General features: G+C 69.9%; 18 protein-coding genes. 16 read left to right on the top strand and 2 right to left on the bottom strand.

Annotated elements, in window-relative coordinates:
- The first annotated feature begins 30 nt into the window (after nt 1-30).
- The 16 genes from COA07_RS09025 to COA07_RS08950 all read left to right on the top strand — a co-directional run bounded on the left by COA07_RS09025 (nt 31) and on the right by COA07_RS08950 (nt 19,981).
- Nucleotides 31-1,608: a cytochrome ubiquinol oxidase subunit I gene (locus COA07_RS09025; protein ID WP_066708249.1), complete on the top strand. Its 1,578-nt coding sequence runs from the start codon at nt 31-33 to the stop codon at nt 1,606-1,608.
- A 13-nt stretch (nt 1,609-1,621) separates the two neighbouring features.
- A complete protein-coding gene (cydB, locus tag COA07_RS09020; protein ID WP_066708230.1) occupies nt 1,622-2,758 on the top strand; it encodes a cytochrome d ubiquinol oxidase subunit II in 1,137 nt (378 codons plus the stop codon).
- Nucleotides 2,759-2,770: 12 nt separating this feature from the next.
- A complete protein-coding gene (gene cydX / locus COA07_RS09015; protein ID WP_083956749.1) occupies nt 2,771-2,875 on the top strand; it encodes a cytochrome bd-I oxidase subunit CydX in 105 nt (34 codons plus the stop codon).
- A 4-nt stretch (nt 2,876-2,879) separates the two neighbouring features.
- The gene (gene hemN / locus COA07_RS09010) at nt 2,880-4,223 is read left to right on the top strand and encodes an oxygen-independent coproporphyrinogen III oxidase (RefSeq protein ID WP_066708222.1); all 1,344 of its coding nucleotides are present in this window, start codon (nt 2,880-2,882) and stop codon (nt 4,221-4,223) included.
- Nucleotides 4,224-4,248: 25 nt separating this feature from the next.
- Nucleotides 4,249-5,775: a PAS domain-containing sensor histidine kinase gene (locus COA07_RS09005; RefSeq protein WP_066708238.1), complete on the top strand. Its 1,527-nt coding sequence runs from the start codon at nt 4,249-4,251 to the stop codon at nt 5,773-5,775.
- Nucleotides 5,768-6,397 carry a response regulator transcription factor gene (locus COA07_RS09000; RefSeq protein ID WP_066708236.1) on the top strand — a complete coding sequence of 210 codons (630 nt, stop codon included), beginning with the start codon at nt 5,768-5,770 and terminating at the stop codon, nt 6,395-6,397. Before COA07_RS09005 ends, COA07_RS09000 begins: the two co-directional genes overlap by 8 nt.
- Nucleotides 6,398-6,453: 56 nt before the next feature.
- On the top strand, nt 6,454-6,825 hold the full coding sequence (locus COA07_RS08995; RefSeq protein WP_066708219.1) for a response regulator: 372 nt from the start codon (nt 6,454-6,456) through the stop codon (nt 6,823-6,825).
- Between the two features lie 64 nt (nt 6,826-6,889).
- A complete protein-coding gene (locus tag COA07_RS08990; RefSeq protein WP_066708216.1) occupies nt 6,890-7,846 on the top strand; it encodes a GAF domain-containing protein in 957 nt (318 codons plus the stop codon).
- Nucleotides 7,847-7,986: 140 nt separating this feature from the next.
- Complete coding sequence (gene adh, locus COA07_RS08985) at nt 7,987-9,513, top strand: aldehyde dehydrogenase (RefSeq protein WP_066708213.1); 1,527 nt, start codon at nt 7,987-7,989, stop codon at nt 9,511-9,513.
- Between the two features lie 63 nt (nt 9,514-9,576).
- Nucleotides 9,577-10,611 carry an alcohol dehydrogenase AdhP gene (adhP, locus tag COA07_RS08980; RefSeq protein WP_066708210.1) on the top strand — a complete coding sequence of 345 codons (1,035 nt, stop codon included), beginning with the start codon at nt 9,577-9,579 and terminating at the stop codon, nt 10,609-10,611.
- Between the two features lie 213 nt (nt 10,612-10,824).
- Nucleotides 10,825-11,937: a succinylglutamate desuccinylase/aspartoacylase family protein gene (locus tag COA07_RS08975; RefSeq protein ID WP_083956748.1), complete on the top strand. Its 1,113-nt coding sequence runs from the start codon at nt 10,825-10,827 to the stop codon at nt 11,935-11,937.
- A 157-nt stretch (nt 11,938-12,094) separates the two neighbouring features.
- Nucleotides 12,095-13,291, top strand: a complete 1,197-nt coding sequence (locus tag COA07_RS08970) for an aspartate aminotransferase family protein (protein ID WP_066708207.1) — start codon at nt 12,095-12,097, stop codon at nt 13,289-13,291.
- Nucleotides 13,291-14,730, top strand: a complete 1,440-nt coding sequence (astD, locus tag COA07_RS08965) for a succinylglutamate-semialdehyde dehydrogenase (protein WP_066708204.1) — start codon at nt 13,291-13,293, stop codon at nt 14,728-14,730. Before COA07_RS08970 ends, astD begins: the two co-directional genes overlap by 1 nt.
- On the top strand, nt 14,727-15,734 hold the full coding sequence (locus COA07_RS08960; RefSeq protein WP_066708202.1) for an arginine N-succinyltransferase: 1,008 nt from the start codon (nt 14,727-14,729) through the stop codon (nt 15,732-15,734). The genes astD and COA07_RS08960 overlap by 4 nt, the downstream gene beginning before the upstream one ends.
- 20 nt (nt 15,735-15,754) lie before the next feature.
- Nucleotides 15,755-17,098, top strand: a complete 1,344-nt coding sequence (hglS, locus tag COA07_RS08955; protein ID WP_066708199.1) for a 2-oxoadipate dioxygenase/decarboxylase HglS — start codon at nt 15,755-15,757, stop codon at nt 17,096-17,098.
- Complete coding sequence (locus tag COA07_RS08950) at nt 17,099-19,981, top strand: FAD-binding and (Fe-S)-binding domain-containing protein (RefSeq protein WP_066708196.1); 2,883 nt, start codon at nt 17,099-17,101, stop codon at nt 19,979-19,981.
- Here COA07_RS08950 and COA07_RS08945 read toward each other — a convergent pair.
- Both COA07_RS08945 and COA07_RS18760 read right to left on the bottom strand, forming a co-directional pair.
- Nucleotides 19,978-20,439, bottom strand: a complete 462-nt coding sequence (locus COA07_RS08945; RefSeq protein WP_066708193.1) for an Lrp/AsnC family transcriptional regulator — start codon at nt 20,437-20,439, stop codon at nt 19,978-19,980. The genes COA07_RS08950 and COA07_RS08945 overlap by 4 nt on opposite strands.
- Complete coding sequence (locus COA07_RS18760; RefSeq protein ID WP_307718159.1) at nt 20,417-22,321, bottom strand: isoaspartyl peptidase/L-asparaginase; 1,905 nt, start codon at nt 22,319-22,321, stop codon at nt 20,417-20,419. The genes COA07_RS08945 and COA07_RS18760 overlap by 23 nt, the downstream gene beginning before the upstream one ends.
- Nucleotides 22,322-22,489: the final 168 nt, after the last annotated feature.

Raw genomic sequence — 22,489 nt, 5'->3', positions numbered from 1 at the left:
CGATGGCCCGGCATGGAGGAGACTTCAGCGGTGGACCCGAGCGTCATCGACCTGTCGCGGCTGCAATTCGCGCTGACCGCGCTGTATCATTTCCTGTTCGTGCCGCTGACGCTGGGGCTCAGCTTCATGCTGGTCATCATGGAATCGGTCTATGTCATGACCGGGCGGCCGGTGTGGCGGCAGGTGACGCGCTTCTGGGGGAAGATCTTCGGGATCAACTTCGTGCTGGGCGTCGCCACCGGGCTGACGATGGAATTCCAGTTCGGCACCAACTGGTCGTATTTCTCGCATTACGTCGGCGACATCTTCGGCGCGCCGCTGGCGATCGAAGGGTTGATGGCCTTCTTCCTGGAGGCGACGTTCGTCGGGCTGATGTTCTTCGGCTGGGACCGGCTGTCGAAGCTCGGCCATCTGGTCGTCACCTTCATGGTGGCGCTGGGCACCAATCTGTCCGCGTTGTGGATCCTGATCGCCAACGGCTGGATGCAGAATCCGGTCGGCGCCACGTTCAATCCCGACACGATGCGGATGGAAGTGACCGATTTCGCCGCGGTGCTGTTCAACCCCGTCGCGCAGGCCAAGTTCGTCCACACCGTCAGCGCCGGCTATGTCACCGCGTCGGTCGTGGTGCTCGGCATCTCCGCCTTCTGGCTGTTGAAGGGGCGGTGGGTGCCGGTTGCGCGGCGATCGATGACGGTCGCGGCGGCGTTCGGCCTCGCTTCCTCGCTGTCGGTCGTCGTGCTGGGCGACGAAAGCGGCTATGCGCTGACCGACAACCAGAAGATGAAGCTCGCCGCGATCGAGGCGGCGTGGCACACCGCGCCTGCGCCCGCCGGCCTGACCCTCTTCGGCGTGCCCAGCATGGCAACGCGCGAAACCCGCTACGAAGTGCAGGTGCCGTGGGTGCTGGGACTGATCGCGACGCGCAGCCTGGACGGCACGGTCACCGGCATGTCCGAACTGGTACTGCAGGCGCAGGAACGGATCGCGTCCGGCCAGATCGCCTATGCCGCGGTCCAGCGGCTGAAGGCCGATGCGCAGGATGCCCCCGCCCGCGCCGCGTTCGAGGCGCACAAGCGTGATCTGGGCTACGCGCTGCTGCTGAAGCGATACGTCGCCGATCCCGCCGCCGCGCCCCCGGCGCAGGTCGAGCTTGCGGCCTGGGACACGGTGCCCAGCGTCCCGCTGATGTTCTGGGCGTTCCGCGTCATGGCCGCGATCGGCTTTGCGATGATCGCGCTGTTCGCCACCGCCTTCGTGCTGTGTTCGCTCAGGATGCAAATGAACGTGCGCTGGTTCCTGCGCGCGGCGGTGATCGCGATCCCGCTGCCGTGGGTGGCGATCGAATTGGGCTGGATCGTCGCCGAACTGGGGCGCCAGCCATGGGCGATCGACGGCGTGCTGCCGACCTTCCTCGCCGCTTCCAGCCTGACCCCGGCGATGCTGCTGACGACGATCGCTGGCTTCACCCTGCTCTACGGCACGCTGGCGGTGATCGAGGTGCGGCTGATCCTGGCCGCCGTCCGCCACGGCCCGGTCGAGGACGAGGTGCCGGCGCTGCCCGCAGACACCCACGCGCCGATCCCCGCGCAACCGCTCGCCGTCTGAAAGGAGCGTCACGATGTTCGATTATGAGATGCTGCGCCTGATCTGGTGGGTGCTGCTGGGCGTGCTGCTGATCGGCTTCGCGCTGACCGACGGGTTCGACCTGGGCGTCGCCGCGCTGCTGCCGTTCGTGGCGCGCAGCGATGCGGAGCGGCGGATGGTCATCAACACCGTCGGGCCGACGTGGGAGGGGAACCAGGTGTGGTTCATCCTGGGCGGCGGCGCGATCTTCGCCGCATGGCCGTTCGTCTATGCCGCCAGCTTCTCGGGCTTCTACCTTGCGATGTTCGTGGTGCTTGCCGCGCTGATCCTGCGCCCCGTCGGGTTCAAGTATCGCAGCAAGCGCCCCGATCCGGCGTGGCGCACGCGCTGGGACTGGGCCTTGTTCGTCGGCGGGCTGGTGCCGGCGCTGGTGTTCGGGGTGGCGGTCGGCAACGTGCTGACCGGCGCGCCCTTCCGCTTCGACGGCGACCTGCGCGTCTTCTACGACGGCAGCTTCCTGGCGCTGTTCAGCCCGTTCGCGCTGCTGGCGGGCGTGCTGTCGGTGGCGATGCTGGTGCTGCACGGCGCGGCGTGGCTGTCGATCAAGGTGGAGCCAGGCGCGGTGCACGAGCGCGCGGTCGCTTACGGCTTTGCCGCGGGGACGTTGGCGCTGCTGCTGTTCGCGGTCGGCGGGCTGATGGTGGCGGCGATGCCGGGGTATGAGATCGTCGGCGCGGTCGATCCGGCCGGGCCGTCCAACCCGCTCCACACCACCACGCGCATCGTCACGGGCGGATGGCTGGCGAACTTCGCGCGGCATCCGTGGATGGCGATCGCGCCCATGCTGGGGTTTGCGGGAACCGCGCTGGCGATGATCGGCATCTACCGGCGGCAGGGCGCGCTGGCGTTCGGCGGGTCGAGCGCCGGCGCGGCGGGGATCATCGCCACCGTCGGCTGCGCGATGTTTCCGTTCATCCTGCCGTCCAGCATCGACGCGCATTCCAGCCTGACGGTCTGGAACGCTTCGTCCAGCGCGCGGACGCTGGGAATCATGCTGGTCGTCACCATCGTCTTCCTGCCGATCGTGCTGGCCTACACCGCCTGGGCGTATCGCGTGATGTTCGGCCGGGTCACCACCGCCGCCGTCACCGCCGGCCCCGACTTCTACTGAAAGGACGCAGTCATGTGGTATTTCACCTGGGTATTGGGCCTGGGTCTCGCGGTCGGCTTCGGCATCCTCAACGGCATCTGGCACGAATTCCACCTGCCCGCCGACGATCAGGAATAGGCCGGTGGCGACCTATCACCCCGATCTCGCCACGCAGGCGGTACCGCGCTACACCAGTTATCCCACCGCGGTCGATTTCAGCCCCGCGGTGGGGCCGGAACGACAGGCGCTGGCGCTGCTGGGCGTCGCGCCCGACACGCCCGTCTCGCTCTACATCCACGTGCCCTATTGCCGGGAGATATGCTGGTATTGCGGCTGCAATACCGGCGCGATCGGCCGGCCGGCGCGACTCGACGCCTATGTCGACGCGCTATTGGCGGAGATCGCGCTGGTCGCCGGGCTGATGGACGGGCGCGTCGGCTCCATCCACTTCGGCGGCGGCAGCCCGAACGCGCTGTCGCCGGCGCAGCTGCTGCGCCTGGCGGAGGCGATCCGCGACCGGTTCGGGGTCGACAGCGCGGCGCAATGGGCGATGGAGATCGACCCGCGCGGCTTCGACGCCGCTGATGCCGATACGCTGGCGGCGATCGGCGTCCGCCGGGTGAGCATCGGCGTGCAGACCTTCGCGCCCGCGGTCCAGCGCGCGATCAACCGCGTGCAGCCGTACGAACAGGTCGCACAGGTGGTCGAGCGGCTGCGCGGCGTCGGCGTCCGCGACCTCAATGTCGACCTGTTGTACGGCCTGCCGCGCCAGCGCGCCGACGATATCGCGGAAACGATCGCCGCGGCGCTGACGCTCGATCCGGCGCGCGTCGCGATGTTCGGCTATGCGCATCTGCCCGCGATGATCCCGCGCCAGCGGATGATCGACGCCGCCGATCTGCCCGACCCGCAGCACCGCTTCGCCCACAGCGCGCTGGCGCACGACCTGCTCACCGATGCGGGCTATGCGCCGATCGGCTTCGATCATTTCGCGCGCGCCGCCGATCCGCTCGCGCTCGCCGCGTCGACCGGACGCCTGCACCGCAATTTCCAGGGGTTCACCGACGACGATGCGGGGGTGGTGATCGGCATCGGCGCCTCGGCGATCAGCCAGTTCGACGGGCTGATCGTCCAGAACGAAAAGCATGTCGGCCGCTATCGCGCGGCGATCGCGGGTGGCCATCTGGCCGCGACGCGCGGTGTCGTGCGCACCGCCGACGATCGCCTGCGCGGTGCGATCATCGAACGGCTGCTGTGCGATGGCGAGGTCGATCTGGCCGCGGTCTGCGGCGCGCACCGGCTGCCGCTGACGTCGCTGCTCGACGCACTGGCCGCGCTGGTCCCGCTGGAAAAACGCGGGATCGCGCGCTGGTGCGGGGGCCGGCTGTACCTGGACGACGCCGATCGCGCGTACCGGCGGGTGGTGGCCGCGGTGTTCGATGCGCGGCGGCGGCGCGCCGGCGCGCCGGCAAGCCTCGCGGTCTGACGCGGAACATGGCACGTTGGTGCCGATGAGCAGCATGGACAGTCGCGAACGGGAAACGACGGCCGGGAAACTCGCGCGCTTCGTGGAGGGGCTGGCCGACCGTGCCGTCCTGCTGTTGGCGCCGGACGGCACGGTCGCCAGCGCGACTTCGGGCGCGCGTCGGCTGCTGGGATGGGCGCCCGACGCGCTGTCCGGTCACCCCGCCGCGATACTCTATCCCGGCGAAGATGCCGGGCGGCAGTGTGATGCCGCGCTCCACGCCGCCATGGCGCAATCGCCGCTGGCCCTCGAACAATGGCTGGTGCGGCGCGACGGCAGCGAATTTCTGGCCGATGTCACGATCGTGGCGCTCCGCGACGACGACGACGCTGCGGTGCCGGCCGGTTTCGGCATGGAGATCGCCGACGTCACCTCCGGCCGCGCACGCGAACAGGCGCTGCGGCAGAGCGAGCTGCACGTCCGGTCGATCCTGGCCACCGTGCCCGATGCGATGGTGGTGATCGACGATGCCGGGGCGATCCTGTCGTTCAGCACCGCCGCCGAACGGCTGTTCGGCTATGCCGAGGCCGATGTGGTCGGGCAGAACGTCAGCACGCTGATGCCATCGCCGTATCGCGAACAGCATGACGGCTATATCGCCCGCTACGAAACCACCGGCGAACGGCGGATCATTGGCATCGGCCGGGTCGTCACCGGGCTGAAGCGCGACGGGACGCAATTCCCGATGGAATTGTCGGTCGGCGAGGCGCGCGACGAGGGACATCGCATCTTCACCGGCTTCATCCGCGACCTGACGACGCAGCAGCTGGCGGAGCTGCGCATGAAGGAATTGCAGGCCGAACTGATCCACGTCTCGCGCGTCAGCGCGATGGGCACGATGGCCTCGACGCTGGCGCATGAGCTGAACCAGCCGCTGACCGCGATCGCCAATTACCTGGAGGCGGGGCGCGACCTGATCGACAGCGACGCGCCCGATGCGCAGCCGTTCCTGCGCGAGGCGATGGACGAGGCCGCGCGCGAGGCGCTGCGCGCCGGGCAGATCGTGCGGCGGCTGCGCCAGTTCGTCGCGCGCGGCGACACCGACAAGGCGGTGCACGACCTGCCGGAGATGATCGAGGAAGCGACCCGGCTGGGACTGCTCGGCGCGACCGAACGCGGTATCCGGCTGTTCACCGATCTGGACCCGGCCGCCGCGCATGTGCTGGCCGATCGCGTCCAGATCCAGCAGGTGCTGGTCAACCTGCTGCGCAACGCCGCCGAGGCGGTCGGCGACGCGGCGCAACGCGACATCCGCATCACCACTCGCCGCAATGGCGGGATGATCGACGTCACGGTCGCGGATACCGGGCCGGGGATCGATCCGGCGGTGGCCCCCCGCCTGTTCGAGGCGTTCGCCAGCGGAAAGGAACACGGCATGGGACTGGGCCTGTCGATCTCGCGTACCATCGTCGAGGCGCATGGCGGTCGCATCTGGGCCGAGCCGGCGCCCGGTGGCGGCGCGATGTTCCATTTCACCGTCTGGAGCGCCGAACCGGGGGATGGCCATGACTGACCGACGCATGGTGCATGTCGTGGATGACGAGGATGCGGTGCGCCGCTCGATCGCGTTCATGCTGAAGACGTCGGGTTTCGCGGTCACGCCATGGGAGAGCGGCGTGGCGTTCCTGCGCGCGGCGCGGCACGAGGCGCCCGGCTGCGCGCTGCTCGACATCCGCATGCCGGAAATGGACGGCTTGCAGGTCCAGCAGGAACTCGCCGCACACGGCATCGGCTTTCCCGTGATCGTCCTCACCGGCCATGGCGATGTCGCAACCGCGGTGGCGGCGATGCGGGCGGGCGCGATCGATTTCCTGGAGAAGCCGTTCGAGAAGACCGCGCTGCTCGCCGCGCTCGACCGCGGTTTCGCGCATCTGGAACGGCGCGACACCGCCGCGGCCAGCGCACGCGACGCGTCGGTGCGGATCGCCGCGCTGACCCCGCGCGAACAGGACATCCTGCGCGGACTGGTGCGCGGGCACCCCAACAAGACGATCGCCTACGATCTGGGCATCAGCCCGCGCACGGTCGAGGTGCACCGTGCCAATGTGATGACGAAGCTGGGGGTGCACAGCCTGTCAGACGCGCTGCGCCTCGCCTTCGCGGCTGGGCTGGCCGACCCTGTGGACAACACGTAGCGACCCGGCGCGCGGCGGTCGCCACCATCACGCTCCCATGATGGACTGGAGCAGCCATGACGATCGATCCGCCCCTCGAACGCAGGCAGGCCGCGCTGGTGGTGGAGGACGACGACGGCGTGCGCCGATCGCTCCAGCTGCTGCTGCACTGGCGGGGATATGAGGTACGCTCGTTCGCGTCGGCCACCGCGTTGCTGGCGGGTGCCGACCTGGACGACGCCGCGGTGCTGATCGCCGATTTTCGCCTGCCCGACGCGACCGGGTGCGACGTGCGCCGCGCGCTGGGCGATCGTGGCTGGACCGGGCGCTCGGTACTCATCACCGGCTATCCCAGCGAGTCACTCGACGCGATGGCGCGGGACAGCGGATTCGATGCGGTGCTGACCAAGCCGTTGCGGCAGCAGGCGCTGTTTTCGGCACTTCGTTAGACCGGGACTATCGGTACGTCGCTGAAAGCGGGGTATAACCGCACGCGACAGGAGGCAGGATGCGATGAGAGGAGCCGTGGCAAGACACGGAGATGCCGTCCATGAGGCGGTCCGGTCCGCCAGCCGTGCCGCGACGTCGGCGATCGCCGCTTCATGGTGCCGGTCGGCGCTGAACCACGGCCTCGATCCCGATGGCGCGCCGCGGCGCGACCGGATCGACGATGCGGCGCTGGCCGCGGTCCGTGCGGAAAACGACCTGATGCTCGCGGTCGCCGCGCCGGTGCTGGACGAGATGTTCCGGGCGGTGGGGCGGACGGGCTGCGCGGTGATCCTGAGCGACCGGCGCGGCGTGATCCTGGAACGGCGCGCCGGCGCCGGTGACGACGCCGCCTTTTCCGCCGCGGGGCTGGTGGAAGGTGCCCTGTGGGGCGAGGAGGATCAGGGGACCAACGGCATCGGCACCTGCCTGTTCGAAGGCAAGCCGGTGGTCATTCACCGCGATCAGCATTTCGCCAGCCGCAACGTCAACATCAGCTGCATGGACGCGCCCGTCCACGATCCGCACGGCCGGCTGGCGGCGGCGATCGACGTGTCGAGCTGTCGCGACGATCACGGCACCGCGATGGCCGAAATGGTCGCCGCGCTGGTCCGCGATGCGGCGCGCCGGATCGAGCGCGACCTGTTCTGCCGCCATTTCGCCGACCGCCGCATCATCTTCCTGTCCGAACAGGCGGTCAGCGGCAGCGCGCTGCTGGCGGTCGATCGCGACGATCTGGTCGTCGGGGCCAGCCGGGCGGCGCGGCTGCGACTGGGGCTGAGCGATGCCGCGCTGGCCGCCCCGCAATCGCTGGCGCAGGTGCTGGGCGAAGAGGCGCCGCCCTCGTTCGAGAACGCCGACCGCGCGGTGCTGCGACAGGCGCTGGCGCAGGCGGGCGGCAATGCCAGCCGGGCCGCTCGGCTGCTGGGGATCGGGCGCGCGACGCTGTACCGCCGCATGGCGCGCGCCGGCCTGACCGGCTGACGATCGCCCCCGCCAGCTGTCTCGACAGTGAGACACAGCGGAGGTCCCGCGTCGGCCCCCTCCCTTCCGCGCATGCCGGCCGGGCGCGATAACGGGGGACAGACGCCGTCACGGCGCCCCACCTCGTGAAGGAGAGGACCATGAGCCCCCTTACCCTCGATCGCCCGGCCACGACCCTGTGTGCGCCGTTCGCGCCGCGCTACGACAATTTCATCGGCGGCACCTGGGTCGCGCCGAAGGCGGGCCGCTATTTCCAGAACATCTCGCCGCTGACCGGCCAGCCGGTGGGCGAGATCGCGCGGTCGCAGGCCGAGGATATCGAGGCCGCGCTGGACGCCGCGCACCGCGCGAAGGACGCCTGGGGCCGCACCTCCGTCGCCGAGCGCGCGCTGCTGCTGGGTCGCATCGCCGACCGCATGGAACAGCATCTCGAACAGCTGGCGATCGCCGAGACGTGGGACAATGGCAAGCCGATCCGCGAGACGATGGCCGCCGACATCCCGCTGGCGATCGACCATTTCCGCTATTTCGCCGGCGTCGTGCGCGCGCAGGAAGGGTCGATCGGGGAAATCGACCACGACACCGTCGCCTATCACTTCCACGAACCGCTGGGCGTCGTCGGGCAGATCATCCCGTGGAACTTCCCGCTGCTGATGGCGGCGTGGAAACTCGCACCCGCGCTCGCCGCCGGCAATTGCATCGTGCTGAAGCCCGCGGAACAGACCCCCGCCTCGATCATGGTGTGGATCGACCTGGTCGGCGACATCCTGCCGCCGGGCGTGCTCAACATCGTCAACGGCTTCGGGCTGGAGGCGGGCAAGCCGCTCGCCACGTCGCGCCGGATCGCCAAGATCGCGTTCACCGGCGAGACGTCGACCGGCCGCCTCATCATGCAATATGCCAGCGAGAACCTGATCCCGGTGACGCTGGAACTGGGCGGCAAGTCGCCCAACATCTTCTTCGAGGATGTCGCGCGCGAGGATGACGATTTCCTCGACAAGGCGCTGGAAGGGTTCACCATGTTCGCGCTGAACCAGGGCGAGGTGTGCACCTGCCCCAGCCGCGCGCTGGTCCATGAGAAGATCTACGACCGCTTCATGGAACGCGCGCTGAAGCGGGTGGCCGCGATCGTGCAGGGCAATCCGCTGGATGCCGCGACGATGATCGGCGCGCAGGCGTCGGCCGAACAGCGCGACAAGATCCTCTCCTATGTCGACATCGGCCGGCAGGAGGGCGCGGAACTGCTGATCGGCGGCGGAGCGGCCGATCCCGGCGGGGCGCTGTCCGGCGGCTATTACGTGCAGCCGACCGTGTTCCGCGGGCATAACGGGATGCGGATCTTCCAGGAGGAAATCTTCGGCCCCGTGCTGTCGGTGACGACGTTCCGGGACGCGGAGGAGGCGCTGTCGATCGCCAACGACACCGCTTACGGCCTGGGCGCCGGGGTGTGGAGCCGCGACGCCAACACCTGCTACCGCTTCGGCCGCGCGATCCAGGCCGGGCGGGTATGGACCAATTGCTACCACGCCTATCCCGCGCACGCGGCGTTCGGCGGCTACAAGCAATCCGGCATCGGGCGCGAAAACCACAAGATGATGCTGGATCACTATCAGCAGACGAAGAACATGCTGGTCAGCTACAGCCCGAAGAAGCTCGGCTTCTTCTGACGACACCGCGCCCCGCCCGGTTGCGGGCGGGGCGGTTTATCCCCCCAAGGAAGGAAGAACTTTATGGCAAAGACCATGAAGGCCGCGGTCGTGCGCGCGTTCGGCCAGCCGCTGAGCATCGACGAAGTCCCTGTGCCGGAGGTCGGGCCGGGCCAGATCCAGGTTGCGATCCAGGCATCGGGCGTGTGCCACACCGATCTGCACGCCGCGCAGGGCGACTGGCCGGTGAAGCCCAACCCGCCGTTCATCCCCGGCCACGAAGGCGTCGGCTTCGTCAGCCAGGTCGGCGCCGGGGTGACGAACGTGAAGGAGGGCGACCGGGTCGGCGTGCCGTGGCTGTACACCGCCTGCGGGCATTGCGTGCATTGCCTGGGCGGGTGGGAAACCCTGTGCGAAACGCAGCTCAACACCGGCTATTCGGTCAACGGCGGGTTCGCCGATTATGTCGTCGCCGATCCGAACTACGTCGGCCACCTGCCCCCCGGCCTCGGCTTCACGGAGATCGCACCGGTGCTGTGCGCCGGGGTCACCGTCTACAAGGGGCTGAAGATGACCGACACCCGCCCCGGGGACACGGTGGTCGTCTCCGGCATCGGGGGGCTGGGCCATATGGCCGTGCAATATGCGGTCGCGATGGGGCTGAACGTCGCGGCGGTCGACGTCGACGACGCCAAGCTGGCGCTTGCCCGCCGGCTGGGTGCGACCGTTACCGTCAACGCGCGGACCGATCCCGATCCCGCCGCCACGATCAGGCGCGAGACCGGCGGCGGGGCGCAGGGCGCGCTGGTTACCGCCGTCAGCGAGAAGGCGTTCGCGCAGGCGATCGGCATGATGGCGCGGGGCGGGACGGTCGCGCTCAACGGCCTGCCGCCCGGCGACTTCCCGCTCAACATCTTCGGCCTCGTCCTGAACGGCATCACCGTACGCGGCTCGATCGTCGGCACGCGGCTCGACCTGCAGGAATCGCTCGACTTCGCCGCGCACGGCAAGGTGCGCGCCACGGTCGAGGTCGCGCGGCTGGCGGACATCAACACCGTCTTCGACCGGATGCACAAGGGCCAGATCGAAGGCCGCATCGTCATGGACATGACTGCCTGACGCCCCCTGCGGGCGGCGGCATGGCGACATGCCGCCGCCCGATCGGCGCACGATTGATGATGCAGGCGCATCAGAAGATGACGGAATGTCACTTCCCGTAACGGATGGAATTCGTGACACTGCCCGTGGGTATCCGTGCCGCGATGCCGTCACTGGGGGGTGAACGATATGAATGTTGCCGCAACGTGCCGTCGGGCCTCATGCCGGATCGGAATGGCCGCCCTGCTGCTGGGGATCGCCCAGCCGTTCCCGAGCGCCTCCGCGCAAAGCCAGACCGCGGACCGGATCGACGGGTCGCCGGTAATCGAGCGGCTCGATTCGGCATCGCTGCCGGTGGGAAAGACCCGGCTGTGGCTGCGCGTCGACGACAATGACGTCGGGCAGGGCTATTATGTCCCCGTGATCGTCGTGAAGGGGCCGCGCCCCGGGCCGCGCCTGTTGCTGACCGCGGGGATCCATGGCGACGAGCTGAACGGCATCGGCGTGATCCAGCGGCTGGTCGAAAGCCTCGACCCGGCGACGCTGTCCGGCACGCTGATCGCGGTGCCCGGCCTCAACGCGCCGGGGCTGCGCAATTCCACGCGCGCCTTCACCGGCGGTCATACCGGCGCGGGCGACAACCTGAACCGGCTGATCCCGCAGGACCGCAAGGACCATGGCGACGAAGGCGGCGGCGCGAAGCGCTTCGCCGCGCGGCTGTGGTCGCGGCTGATGGTTGACAACGCCGATCTCGGGATCGACCTGCACACGCAATCGCGCGGCGGCACCTACCCCGCCTATGTGTTCGTCAACACGCCCGCCGCCAAGCGGCTGGCCGACATGCTGCGCCCCGACAGCGTCTATATCCAGGCCGGGCTGGACGGCGCGGTGGAGGACATGCTCAACGCCAACGGCATCCCCGCGGTCACCTATGAACTGGGCGCGCCGGAGGTGTTCGACGAAGCGATGATCGCGCGCGCGCTGCGCGGGGTGCGCAACGTCATGATCGATCGCAAGATGCTGCCCGGCACGCCCGACCTCAGCGATCCCGAACCGTTCCTGGGCAATCTGGTCACCAACGTCGACAGCCCGCGCGGCGGCTGGGCGCATGTGCGCGTGACGATGAACCAGTTCGTGAAGAAGGGCGACGTGCTCGCCGTCGTGACCGATCCGTTCGGCCGCACGATCGCGACGCTGACCGCGCCGCTCGATGCGCGGGTGGCCGGCATGGGCACCGATCCGCGCACCCAGCCCGGCGACATGGTGGTCCGCCTGATCTCGTGGGACGCCAGCCTGCCGTGCCTGCGCACGGGCTGCCCGCCGCTGCCGCGCAAGAAGGACAACTGACCCGCCGCGGCCTGTTCCTCCTATATTCCAATCCTGCATCAGCAGATGAAGCCAATACGTTTGGCGCATCGCTGATCCTGCCCGATAGAGCGGGCGGCGCGTCGTATCCGCGCGCCGCCACAGCCCGATATCGTCCCTTTCCAGAATAGGAAACGTCATGACCGATCCGCTGATGAACCTGTACAATCGGGCGCCGATCGCGGTCGAATCCGGCAAGGGCGTGTGGCTGACCGATACCGCCGGCCGGCGCTATCTGGACTGCGTCGCCGGCATCGCCACCGACGCGCTGGGCCATGCACATCCCGCGCTGGTGGCGGCGCTGACCGAGCAGGCGGGCAAGCTGTGGCACGTGTCGAACATCTTCCGCATTCCCGGGCAGGAGGCGCTGGCGCAGCGGCTGGTCGACGCCTCGTTCGCCGATTGCGTGTTCTTCGCCAACACCGGCACCGAGGCGGTGGAGTGCGCGATCAAGACCGCGCGCCGCTATCATCACGTCAAAGGCCAGCCGGAACGGATCGACATCGTCGGCTTCGCCGGGTCATTCCACGGGCGCACCTATGCCGCGATCAATGCGTCGGGGAACGCCGGTTACATGGAGGGATGCGGCCCGCGCCTGCCGGGGTTCGTCCAGCTGTCGGTCGACGATGCCGCCGCGATCGAGGAAGCGATCGCCCGCCCGACCACCGCGGCGGTGATCGTTGAGCCGGTGCAGGGCGAAGGCGGCGCACGCGCGCTGTCCGGGGAATGGCTGCTGCGGCTGCGCGCGCTGACCCGCCGGCACGGCGTGCTGCTGATCCATGACGAAGTGCAGAGCGGGATGGGCCGCACCGGCAAGCTGTTCGCGCATCAATGGTTCGATGGCGCGGCGCCGGACATCATGGCGCTGGCCAAGGCGCTGGGATCGGGCTTCCCGGTCGGCGCATGCCTTGCCACCGCCGAGGCGGCGAAGGGCATGACCCCGGGCGTCCACGGCACCACCTTCGGCGGCAATCCGCTGGCGATGGCGGTCGGCATCGCTGCGTTCGACACGATCGCAAACGGGGAGACGCTGGCCAACGCCCGCGCCGCCAGCGCCGATTTCTTCGACCGGCTGGAGGACCTGCGCGGTCGCTTCCCCGACGTCATCGCCGAGGTGCGCGGCAAGGGGCTGCTGATCGGGTTGAAGATGATCCCCAACAACCGCGAATTCATGGGCATCGCGCGCGATCACGGCCTGCTGGTCGCGGGCGGCGGCGAGAATTGCGTGCGGCTGCTGCCCTCGCTGCTCATCACCCCTGCCGAAGTGGCGGAAGCCGTGACCCGGCTGGAGGCCGCCTGCGTCGCGGCGCGCGGTGCGATGGCGCAGGCGGCGTGATGACGGCACTGGTATCCACCTGCCCCGCGACGGGCGAGACCGTCTGGTCCGCACCGGCCGCGACCGCGGCGGACGTGACCGCGGCAGTGGCGCGCGCGCGCGCGGCGTTCCGCGACTGGCGCGCGACCGCGCTGGACGATCGGATCGCCGTGGTGCGCGCCTATGCCGGCGTCCTGAAGGAGCGCAGCGACGCGCTGGCGCGGGTGATCGCGCGCGAAACCGGCAAGCCGCTGTGGGAATCGGCGCAGGAAGTCGCGACGATGATCGGCAAGGTCGAACTGTCGATCACCGCGCAGGCCGAACGCGCCGGCCATCGCGAGACGCCGATGCCGTTCGGGGCGTCGATCCTGCGCCACCGCCCGCATGGCGTGATGGCGGTGCTGGGGCCGTACAATTTCCCCGGCCATTTGCCCAACGGCCATATCGTCCCGGCGTTGCTGGCCGGCAATACGATCGTGTTCAAGCCGTCCGAACTGACCCCCGCGGTCGGCGCGGCGATGTGCGATGCGTGGCATGCGGCGGGTCTGCCCGACGATGTGCTGCAGGTGGTGCAGGGCGGGCGCGAGACCGGCGCGGCGCTGGTCGATGCGGCGATCGACGGCCTGCTGTTCACCGGATCGGCGGCGACCGGTGCGCATTTCCGCCGCCGTTTCGCCGAACGGCCCGACGTCATCCTGGCGCTGGAACTGGGCGGCAACAACCCGCTGGTGGCGTGGGACGGCGACGTCCGGGAAGTGGCGGCACTGGTGGTGCAGTCGGCCTATGTCACGACCGGGCAGCGCTGTTCGTGCGCGCGGCGGCTGATCGTGCCGGCCGGGGCGTTCGGCGATGCGGTGGTGGAGGCGGTTGCCGCGCTGATCCCGCGGCTGACGATCGGTCGCTGGGACGATTCCCCGGCGCCCTATATGGGGCCGCTGATCTCCGACCAGGCGGCGGCGACGGCCCGCGGGCAGGTCGACCGGCTGGTCGCGCTGGGCGGACGGCCGATCGTCCCCTTCGGCACGGTCGAGGGGCGGCGGCCCGCCTTCGTCACCCCCGCGCTGATCGACATGACCGGCATCGACGCGCCGGATGACGAAATCTTCGCCCCCGTCCTGCAGGTGCATCGCGCGGCATCGTTCGACGATGCGATCGCGCTGGCCAACGCCACCCGCTTCGGCCTGTCAGCCGGGCTGGTGACCGCCGACGACGCGCTGTGGCAGCAGTTCCTGGTCGAGGCGCGCGCGGGCATCGTCAACCGCAACCGCCCGACGACGGGCGCCGCGGGCGCACAGCCTTTCGGCGGGATCGGCGATTCCGGCAACCATCGCCCCAGCGCCTTCTACGCCGCCGATTATTGCGCCTATCCGATGGCCAGTTTCGAGGCCGGCGGCGCCACCGGGCAATGGGACGCGTTGCAACCGCATCTGGCCTTGGCCGAGGGTCTGGCCCGCTCATGACGATGGTCATGCGCGCGGCGGGCCTCGACGACCTGCCCGCCCTGGATGCGATGGCCCGGAGCACCGGCGGCGGGTTCGTGAACCTGCCGCCCGATCGCGACAAGTTGCGTGACCGGCTGACCGCGGCGATCGCCGCGTTCGGTCGCGAACAGGGCCAGCCGGATGACGACCGGTTCCTGTTCGTGCTGGAAGACGGCGCCGATGCCTGCGGCACCTGCCAGATTTTTGCGCGGGTGGGCGGCAGCACCCCCTTCTACAGCTATCGCATCGACCGGCGCAGCGCGTGGTGCGCCGGGCTGGACCGCGCGATCGAGAGCGACCAGCTGACGATCTGCACCGATCATCACGGATGCAGCGAGGTCGGCGGGCTGTTCCTGCGCGCGGACGCCCGCGCCGCCGGGGCCGGCGCGCTGCTGGCGCGCAGCCGCTACCTCTTCATCGCGATGCACCGCGCCCGCTTCGCCGACACGACGATCGCCGAACTGCGCGGCGTGGTGGAAGAGGACGGCGGCGCGCCCTTCTGGGACGGGATTGCAGCCCGCTTCTTCGGCATCAGCTTCGCGCAGGCCGATGCGTTCAACGCCGCCAACGGCACGCATGCACTGGCCGAGATGATGCCGCGCACCCCGGTGCTGCTCGCGATGCTCGACCCGCGCGCGCGCGACGTGGTCGGCGTGCCGCACCCGTCCGGCCGTCCGGCGATGCGATTGCTGGAAAAGGAAGGCTTTCGCCACGATCGCTACATCGACCTGTTCGACGGTGGCCCGACCGTGACCGCCGCCACCGACGATATCGCGACGATCCGCGCGGCGCGCACCGCCACGGTCCGCGCGACCACCGCGACCGGGGGAGCGCCGGTCATCGTCGCCAGCGGCCGGTTGGCGGCGTTCCGATGCTGTTTCGGCACGGTCGCGCCGCATGGCGACGGCATCGCGATCGACCCGGTCGCCGCCGCCGCACTGGGCGCCGCGATCGGCGACACCCTCACCTACGCACCTCGCTGATCCGATTGGGAGCCACCCGCATGTCCGTTCCGGTTTGCGCCGACACCATCCGCACCCGTTTCTCCCGCGCCATGTCGGCGATGTATCGCGACGAGGTGCCGCTGTACGGCGACCTCCTGTCGATCGTCGCCGACGTGAACCGGCGGGTGCTGGCGGAGCGCCCGGCATTGTCCGCCGAACTGCGCGCGCGCGGCGAGCTCGATCGGCTCGACGTCGAGCGGCACGGCGCGATCCGGCTGGGGACGGCAGCGGAGCTGGCGATGATGCGCCGCGCCTTTGCGGTGATGGGGATGTGGCCGGTCGGCTATTATGACCTGTCGGTCGCCGGCGTGCCGGTCCATTCCACCGCGTTCCGCCCGATCGACGAGGCCGCACTGGCCGCCAATCCGTTCCGCGTCTTCACCTCGCTGCTGCGGCTGGAACTGATCGAGGATGAAGGGCTGCGCGCCGAGGCGGAGGCGATCCTGGCGGACCGCCGCATCTTCACGGACGAGGCGGTGCGCCTGATCGAACGCGCGGAGGCGCAGGGCGGGCTGGGCGATGGCGAGGCCGACCGCTTCGTCGCCGAACTGCTCGAAACCTTCCGCTGGCACGGCGATGCGCGCGTCGACGCCGACGCCTACGACCGGCTGAGCGCGGCACACCGGCTGATCGCCGATATCGTGTCGTTCCGAGGGCCGCATATCAATCACCTGACGCCCCGCACGCTCGATATCGACGCGGCGCAGGCGGAAATGCAGGCGCGCGGCATCGACGCGAAGGCGGTGGTCGAGGGGCCGCCGCCGCGCGCCGTTCCGATCCTGCTGCGCCAGACCAGCTTCAAGGCGATCGAGGAGGACGTGGTCTTCCCCGGCGGCCAGCCCGGCCAGCACACCGCCCGCTTCGGCGAGATCGAACAGCGCGGTGCCGCGCTGACCCCTGCGGGGCGCGAGCTCTACGACCGGCTGCTGGAACAGGCGCGCAGCGGCACGGGGGGCAGCTATGCCGAGCGGCTGGCGACCGCCTTCACCGACTTCCCCGACACGCTGGAGGCCTTGCGCGAACGCGGGCTGGCCTATTTCCGCTACGAGCCGGTCGATGCCGGCGACGGCCCTCCTGTCGCCGATCTGGAAGCGGGGATCGCCGCCGGTCACATCCGTGCCACGCCGATCGTCTACGAGGATTTCCTGCCGGTCAGCGCGGCGGGCATCTTCCAGTCGAACCTCGGCAACGACGACCAGCGCCACTATGCCGCCTCCGCCGCGAAGGCCGCGTTCGAGGCGGCGCTGGGCGCACCGGTGCTCGATCCGTTCGCGCTCTATGCCGCACTGGAGGCGCAATCCGTCGCGCGGGTCACTGGCCTGCCCGTCCGGGCGGCGGCGTAGATGGCCGAGGCCACCGGGGCGGCGGTCGCGCGGCTGTTCGCCGAACTGGGCGCGGCCGGCTTCGGCGGCGATCGGGAAAGCGGGATCGGCGCGCGGCACGTCGCGTCGACCGACAATTCCATCTACCAGTTGCTGCCCGCCGCAATCGTCTATCCGCGCAGCGGCGACGACGTGACGGCGGTGGTGCAGGCGCTGCGACGATCGGGCACAGCGCTGTCGCTGACCGCGCGGGGCGGCGACACCGGCACCAACGGCCAGTCGCTCAACACCGGGGTGATCGTCGATTTCGGCCGCCACATGCGCGGCATCGGCGCGTTCGATCCGGTGGCGAACACCGTGGTGGTCGAACCGGGCGTGGTGCTGGACCAGCTGAACGCCTTCCTGGCACCGCACGGCCGCTTCTTCCCGCCGATGGTGTCGACCGCCAGCCGCGCGACGATCGGCGGAATGGTCGCGACCGATGCGTCGGGCAAGGGATCGCGCCGCTGGGGCAAGACGTCCGACTATATCGCCGCCATCGACCTGACGCTGTCCGACGGTACGTCGTGGCGCGCCGAACCGATGACCCGCGCAGCGGCGGAACGGATCGCGGGCGGCACCGGCATCGTCGCCGACATCCACCGCGAGGCGCTGCGCATCGTCACCACCCGCGCCGACGAGATCGCGGCGATCTTCCCGCGGATGAACCGCGGGCTGACCGGCTACAACCTGCAACGCACATGGGATGCGGCCGCGGACCAGTTCTTCCTCGGCTATCTGCTGGCGGGGTCCGAAGGGACGCTGGCGCTGACCCGTTCGATCACGCTGCGGGTGGAACCGCGGCCCCAGCGGCGCGCGCTGGCGGTCATCCGCTACGACACGTTCGATGCGGCGATGCGCGACGTCCAGCGGCTGATCGCCGCCGACCCTGACGCGATCGAGATCATCGACGACAAGATCCTGGGCGTCGCGCATTCGGACATCATCTGGACCAGCGTTGAGGCGCTGCTGGGCGGCACGGGCGACCGGCCGGTCGCGGCGATGAACTTCGTCGAGTTCACCGGCGACGACGATGCGGCGATCGCGGCGGGGCTGGACCGGCTGGCCGCGATCGGGCCGGCGGGCGATTGCCGGATCGTGCGCGACCCTGCGCAGATCGGGCAGTTATGGGCGCTGCGCGAAAAGTCGGTCGGGCTGCTCGCCCGGCTGGGCGGCGCGCGCCAGGGCATTCCCTTCGTCGAGGACACCGCGGTCCCCCCGGAACGGCTGGCCGATTATGTCGCGCAGTTCCGCGCGCTGCTCGATCGCCACGGCCTGCAATATGGCATGTTCGGCCATGCCGACGTCGGCTGCCTGCACGTCCGCCCGTTCCTGGACCTGCGCGATCCGGCGCGGGCGGCGTTGATCCGCCCGATCTCCGACGCGGTGGCACAGCTGACCAAAGACTATGGCGGGTTGCTGTGGGGCGAACATGGGCGCGGGTTCCGAGGGGAATATTCGCCGCTGTTCTTCGGCGATCTCTACCCCGAACTGGTGCGGCTGAAGACCGTCTTTGATCCCGACAACCGCCTCAACCCCGGCAAGCTCGCCGCGCCGGCGGGGCATGAGGTCGATCGAATCGACGGCGTACCGCTGCGCGCCGATGCCGATCGCGACATTTCCGATCGGAACGCGCTGGCGTTCGACCGCGCCGTCGCGTGCAACGGCAACGGCGCGTGCCACGCCTGGGACGCGCTGGACGTGATGTGCCCGTCGTACAAGGCGACGCGCGACCGCGCGCAATCGCCCAAGGGCCGCGCCGCTTTGCTGCGCACCTGGGCGCGGCTCGATTCCATCGCGGACCCGACGCCGGCTGAACGTGCCGAGCGCGACGCGATCACCGCCGACACGCACCGGTCGCTGTCGACGTGCCTGTCGTGCAAGGCGTGCACCACATTGTGCCCGGTGAAGGTCGATATCCCGACGATGAAGTCGCGCTTCGCCGAACGTACCGCAACGCGGCGCCCGCTGCGCCAGCATTTCCTCGCCCGGATGGAGCCGATGCTCGCGATCGGGCGGCGGATGCCCGGGGTCGCCAACGCCGTGCTGGGCACCGGCGCCGCGCGCGCGGCATTGGCGCGGCTCGGTTACGTCGACCTGCCGCGCTTTTCCGTCGCCGACGCCCGCGCGCTGCCGCCGGTCGCGACGGTCGCGGCGATCGACGCGCTGCCGCCGGAATCCCGGGCGAACACCATCGTCCTGGTCGAGGACAGCTTCACGGCCAGCTTCGACGGCCATGTCCTGCTGGCTGCCGCGCGCGTGCTGGCCGCCTGCAGCTTCATCGTCCTGCGGCTGCCCGCGCGCAGCAACGGCAAGGCGCTCCACCTGATCGGGATGCGCGGCCGCTTCGCACGCATCGCCCGCGCGCGCATGGCGGAGGCCCGGGCGCTGGCCGGCACCGGGGTGCGGCTGGTCGGGCTGGACGCCGCGACAGCGTTGATGTTTGCGCAGGAATTCACCGAGATGACGGGCGAGAGCGTCGATGTTGCGGGACTGGAAACCGTGCTGGCGCAGGGCGATCCCGTGCGCCGAGGCAACAGCGGCGCCGCGCCCTACCGGCTGCTCGGCCACTGCACCGAACAGGCGCTGCGCCCGCAGGCACTCGCTGGCTGGGCGGCCGCACTCGCCCGCTTCGGCATCGCGGCCCAGCCGGTCAAGACGGGCTGCTGCGGCATGGCCGGGCTGTTCGGCCACGACGCCGCGCACCAGCGCCTGTCCAGGGACATCTTCGCACTCGGCTGGGCGCAGGCGACGCATGACGACCGCATGCTGGCAACGGGTTTTTCCTGCCGCTGCCAGACGAAGCGGATGACCGGCCGCCGCCCGCTGCATCCGATCGAGCTGATCGACCGGATCCTGGCCTAGCGCCGCAACCGCGTCGCCAGGATCACCGCCGAGGTCGTTCGGTCGATCCCCGGCATCATCCCGATCGCGTCGATCACGTCGTTCAGCCGCTCCAGGCTGGACGCCTCGACGATCGCGATCATGTCATATTCGCCGGCGATGGCGTGCAGCCCGGTCAGCTCCGGGATCGCCGCCAGCGCCTCCTGCGTCTCGACCATCAGCTTGGGGTGCGACGTCATCATCACGTGCGCGCGCACCGTCCGCCGCTCGTACGCCTCGCCCAGCCGCACGGTATAGCCGTCGATCGTGCCGTCCTGCTCCATGCGCGCGATGCTGGCGTAGACATGTGCGCGCGACACGTTCAGCACATGCGCCAGTTCCGATACCGGAACGCGCGAATCCTGCCGCAACAGCGCCAGCAGCCGCGCGTCGAGTTCGCGCTTCGAGCTGCCGGGATTACTCGGGCCGTCGGCCGACATCCATTTCTCCCGCATAGATGGCGGTACGTGGGGGTTGGTCATCCGATACGCTACCACGATACATGCCGTCGCTGTTCATCGCGAAGGCGATGCGGCCATCGCCGTCCATCGCGATCAGCCCGCCTTCGCCGCCGATCTCCCCCACCTCGCCCATCGTGGCGCTCGCGGCGGCGGCGATGTCCTGATCCTTCCATTGCACGCGGTCGCAGACCTGGCGCGCGGCGACCTGGCGGATGAAGAATTCGCCGGTTCCGGTCGCCGACACCGCGCAGGTCTTGTCCATCGCATAGGTGCCCGCGCCGATGATCGGCGTGTCGCCGATCCGGCCCCAGCGCTTGCCGGTCAGCCCGCCGGTCGACGTCGCGGCCGCCAGATGCCCGCGCTGGTCGCGCGCCACCGCGCCGACCGTGCCGTAACGGTGCGTCGGGTCGAGCGCGGCGTGTTCCTCGTCGCGTTTCCACGAAAGATATTCCTGCCAGCGCTGATCGGTGCGGAAATAGGACGGGTCGACCTGCTCCACCCCCTGTTCGCGCGCGAACTGGTCGGCCCCCGCCCCGCTCAGCAGGACGTGGCGGCTGTGCTCCATCACCGCACGCGCCAGCACGACCGGGTTCTTCGTGGTACCAACGCCCGCGACCGCGCCCGCGCGCAATGTCGCGCCGTCCATGATCGCGGCGTCCAGCTGGTTCTTCCCCTCCGCATCGAACACCGCGCCGCGCCCGGCGTTGAAGTGCGGATCATCCTCCAGCAGGCGCACCGCGGCCTCGACCGCGTCCAGGCTGGTGCCGCCCTTCGCCAGCACCGCCGATCCGGCGGCGAGCGCGGCGTTCAGCGCGGCGCGATAGGCGCGCTCCTGGTCGGGCGTCAGCGATCCCCTGGGGATCACCCCCGCCCCGCCATGGATCGCCAGCGACCAATGCCCGCCCGGCGGCAGCGGCGCGTCGATCAGCTTGCCGTCCACCACCTTCGCCGTGCCCACGAACGCCGGCCGCGGCACCGCCAGCGTATCGAGGTCGATCGTGCCGCCCGGCGCGATGCCGGTGATGCGGATGTCCGCCCAGTCGAGCGGCTTGCCCGGCACCAGCGTGGGCACGCCCTGCGGCTGGACCAGCCAGGCATGGGTGTTCGCCGGCCCACGATAGATCGCCTGCCCATCGGCCTCGACGCACAGGGCGCCCTTTTCGTCGACGCCCAGCCCGATCGCCCGCGGATCGCCCGATGCGCGCGCCTTCGCGACGAACGCGATCAGCCGCCCCAGCCGGTCGCGCTGGTTGAAATGCGTATCGGTGACGACATGCGCCAGCCGCGGCATGTGCAGGAAGTCGCGCACCAGCGTCACCGCATCGCCCGCGGGATCGGACAGCGCCCGGAACGAATCGATGCTGCCGCCGTCCATCGCGCCGTAAGCGGTGCCGCCCAGCACGGCGAGGCCGGCGCTGGTGCCCGCGATCGGCTTGCCCGCCGCGACATGCGCGTCCAGCGCACGTGCGACCGGCGTCCCCTGCCAGAAGCGGACGTATTTCGCCTGGTCGCCGCCCGCCAGGAAGATGCCGTCGGCCTTCGCGATGGCGGCCAGCACGCGCGAATCGGTGGAGGCGGCGCGATCGGTGAACAGGATCGTCGACACCGATGCGACGCCGGCCATCTCCGCGAACATCTCGCGCCCGCCCTCGCCATCGCCCGACGCGCGCAGGATCAGGATGTGGCCGTAACCGGCCTTCTTCGCGAACCACCGGAACGCCTGGCTGTCCCAGTCGCCGCCGCCCAGCAGCATCAGCCCCTGCGACGGGGCGGCACGGCGCGGTTTTGCCGGATCGCCGGTCACGAAGAAGCGCGCACCCGCGACCGCCGCCGGCTGCCGCGCGCCCTGCGGCTCCGCCATCGCCGGAACCGTCGATGCAATTCCCGCGCATATCAATGCGATGCCCAACACACGGTGCCGCAAGGCCACACTCCCATCAAAACAACAGAACGGACGCTCAATGTGCTATTTTTATATTTCAATTTGACTGAAGTCCATGGCATTATGATTGCGCAACGGGGAATGATC

It is taken from the genome of Sphingomonas adhaesiva, from assembly GCF_002374855.1.
Lineage (GTDB): Bacteria > Pseudomonadota > Alphaproteobacteria > Sphingomonadales > Sphingomonadaceae > Sphingomonas > Sphingomonas adhaesiva.
This window is presented reverse-complemented; position numbering and strand designations above follow the sequence as displayed.

What these genes read in the sequence shown, in the direction of transcription:
- cydB (WP_066708230.1), top strand. Translation starts at nt 1,622, where the DNA reads ATGTTCGATTATGAGATGCTGCGCCTGATCTGGTGGGTGCTGCTGGGC.
- cydX (WP_083956749.1), top strand. Translation starts at nt 2,771, where the DNA reads ATGTGGTATTTCACCTGGGTATTGGGCCTGGGTCTCGCGGTCGGCTTC.
- COA07_RS09005 (WP_066708238.1), top strand. Translation starts at nt 4,249, where the DNA reads ATGAGCAGCATGGACAGTCGCGAACGGGAAACGACGGCCGGGAAACTC.
- COA07_RS09000 (WP_066708236.1), top strand. Translation starts at nt 5,768, where the DNA reads ATGACTGACCGACGCATGGTGCATGTCGTGGATGACGAGGATGCGGTG.
- COA07_RS08995 (WP_066708219.1), top strand. Translation starts at nt 6,454, where the DNA reads ATGACGATCGATCCGCCCCTCGAACGCAGGCAGGCCGCGCTGGTGGTG.
- COA07_RS08990 (WP_066708216.1), top strand. Translation starts at nt 6,890, where the DNA reads ATGAGAGGAGCCGTGGCAAGACACGGAGATGCCGTCCATGAGGCGGTC.
- adh (WP_066708213.1), top strand. Translation starts at nt 7,987, where the DNA reads ATGAGCCCCCTTACCCTCGATCGCCCGGCCACGACCCTGTGTGCGCCG.
- adhP (WP_066708210.1), top strand. Translation starts at nt 9,577, where the DNA reads ATGGCAAAGACCATGAAGGCCGCGGTCGTGCGCGCGTTCGGCCAGCCG.
- COA07_RS08975 (WP_083956748.1), top strand. Translation starts at nt 10,825, where the DNA reads ATGGCCGCCCTGCTGCTGGGGATCGCCCAGCCGTTCCCGAGCGCCTCC.
- COA07_RS08970 (WP_066708207.1), top strand. Translation starts at nt 12,095, where the DNA reads ATGACCGATCCGCTGATGAACCTGTACAATCGGGCGCCGATCGCGGTC.
- astD (WP_066708204.1), top strand. Translation starts at nt 13,291, where the DNA reads ATGACGGCACTGGTATCCACCTGCCCCGCGACGGGCGAGACCGTCTGG.
- COA07_RS08960 (WP_066708202.1), top strand. Translation starts at nt 14,727, where the DNA reads ATGACGATGGTCATGCGCGCGGCGGGCCTCGACGACCTGCCCGCCCTG.
- hglS (WP_066708199.1), top strand. Translation starts at nt 15,755, where the DNA reads ATGTCCGTTCCGGTTTGCGCCGACACCATCCGCACCCGTTTCTCCCGC.
- COA07_RS08950 (WP_066708196.1), top strand. Translation starts at nt 17,099, where the DNA reads ATGGCCGAGGCCACCGGGGCGGCGGTCGCGCGGCTGTTCGCCGAACTG.
- COA07_RS08945 (WP_066708193.1), bottom strand. Translation starts at nt 20,439, where the DNA reads ATGTCGGCCGACGGCCCGAGTAATCCCGGCAGCTCGAAGCGCGAACTC.
- COA07_RS18760 (WP_307718159.1), bottom strand. Translation starts at nt 22,321, where the DNA reads ATGGCGGAGCCGCAGGGCGCGCGGCAGCCGGCGGCGGTCGCGGGTGCG.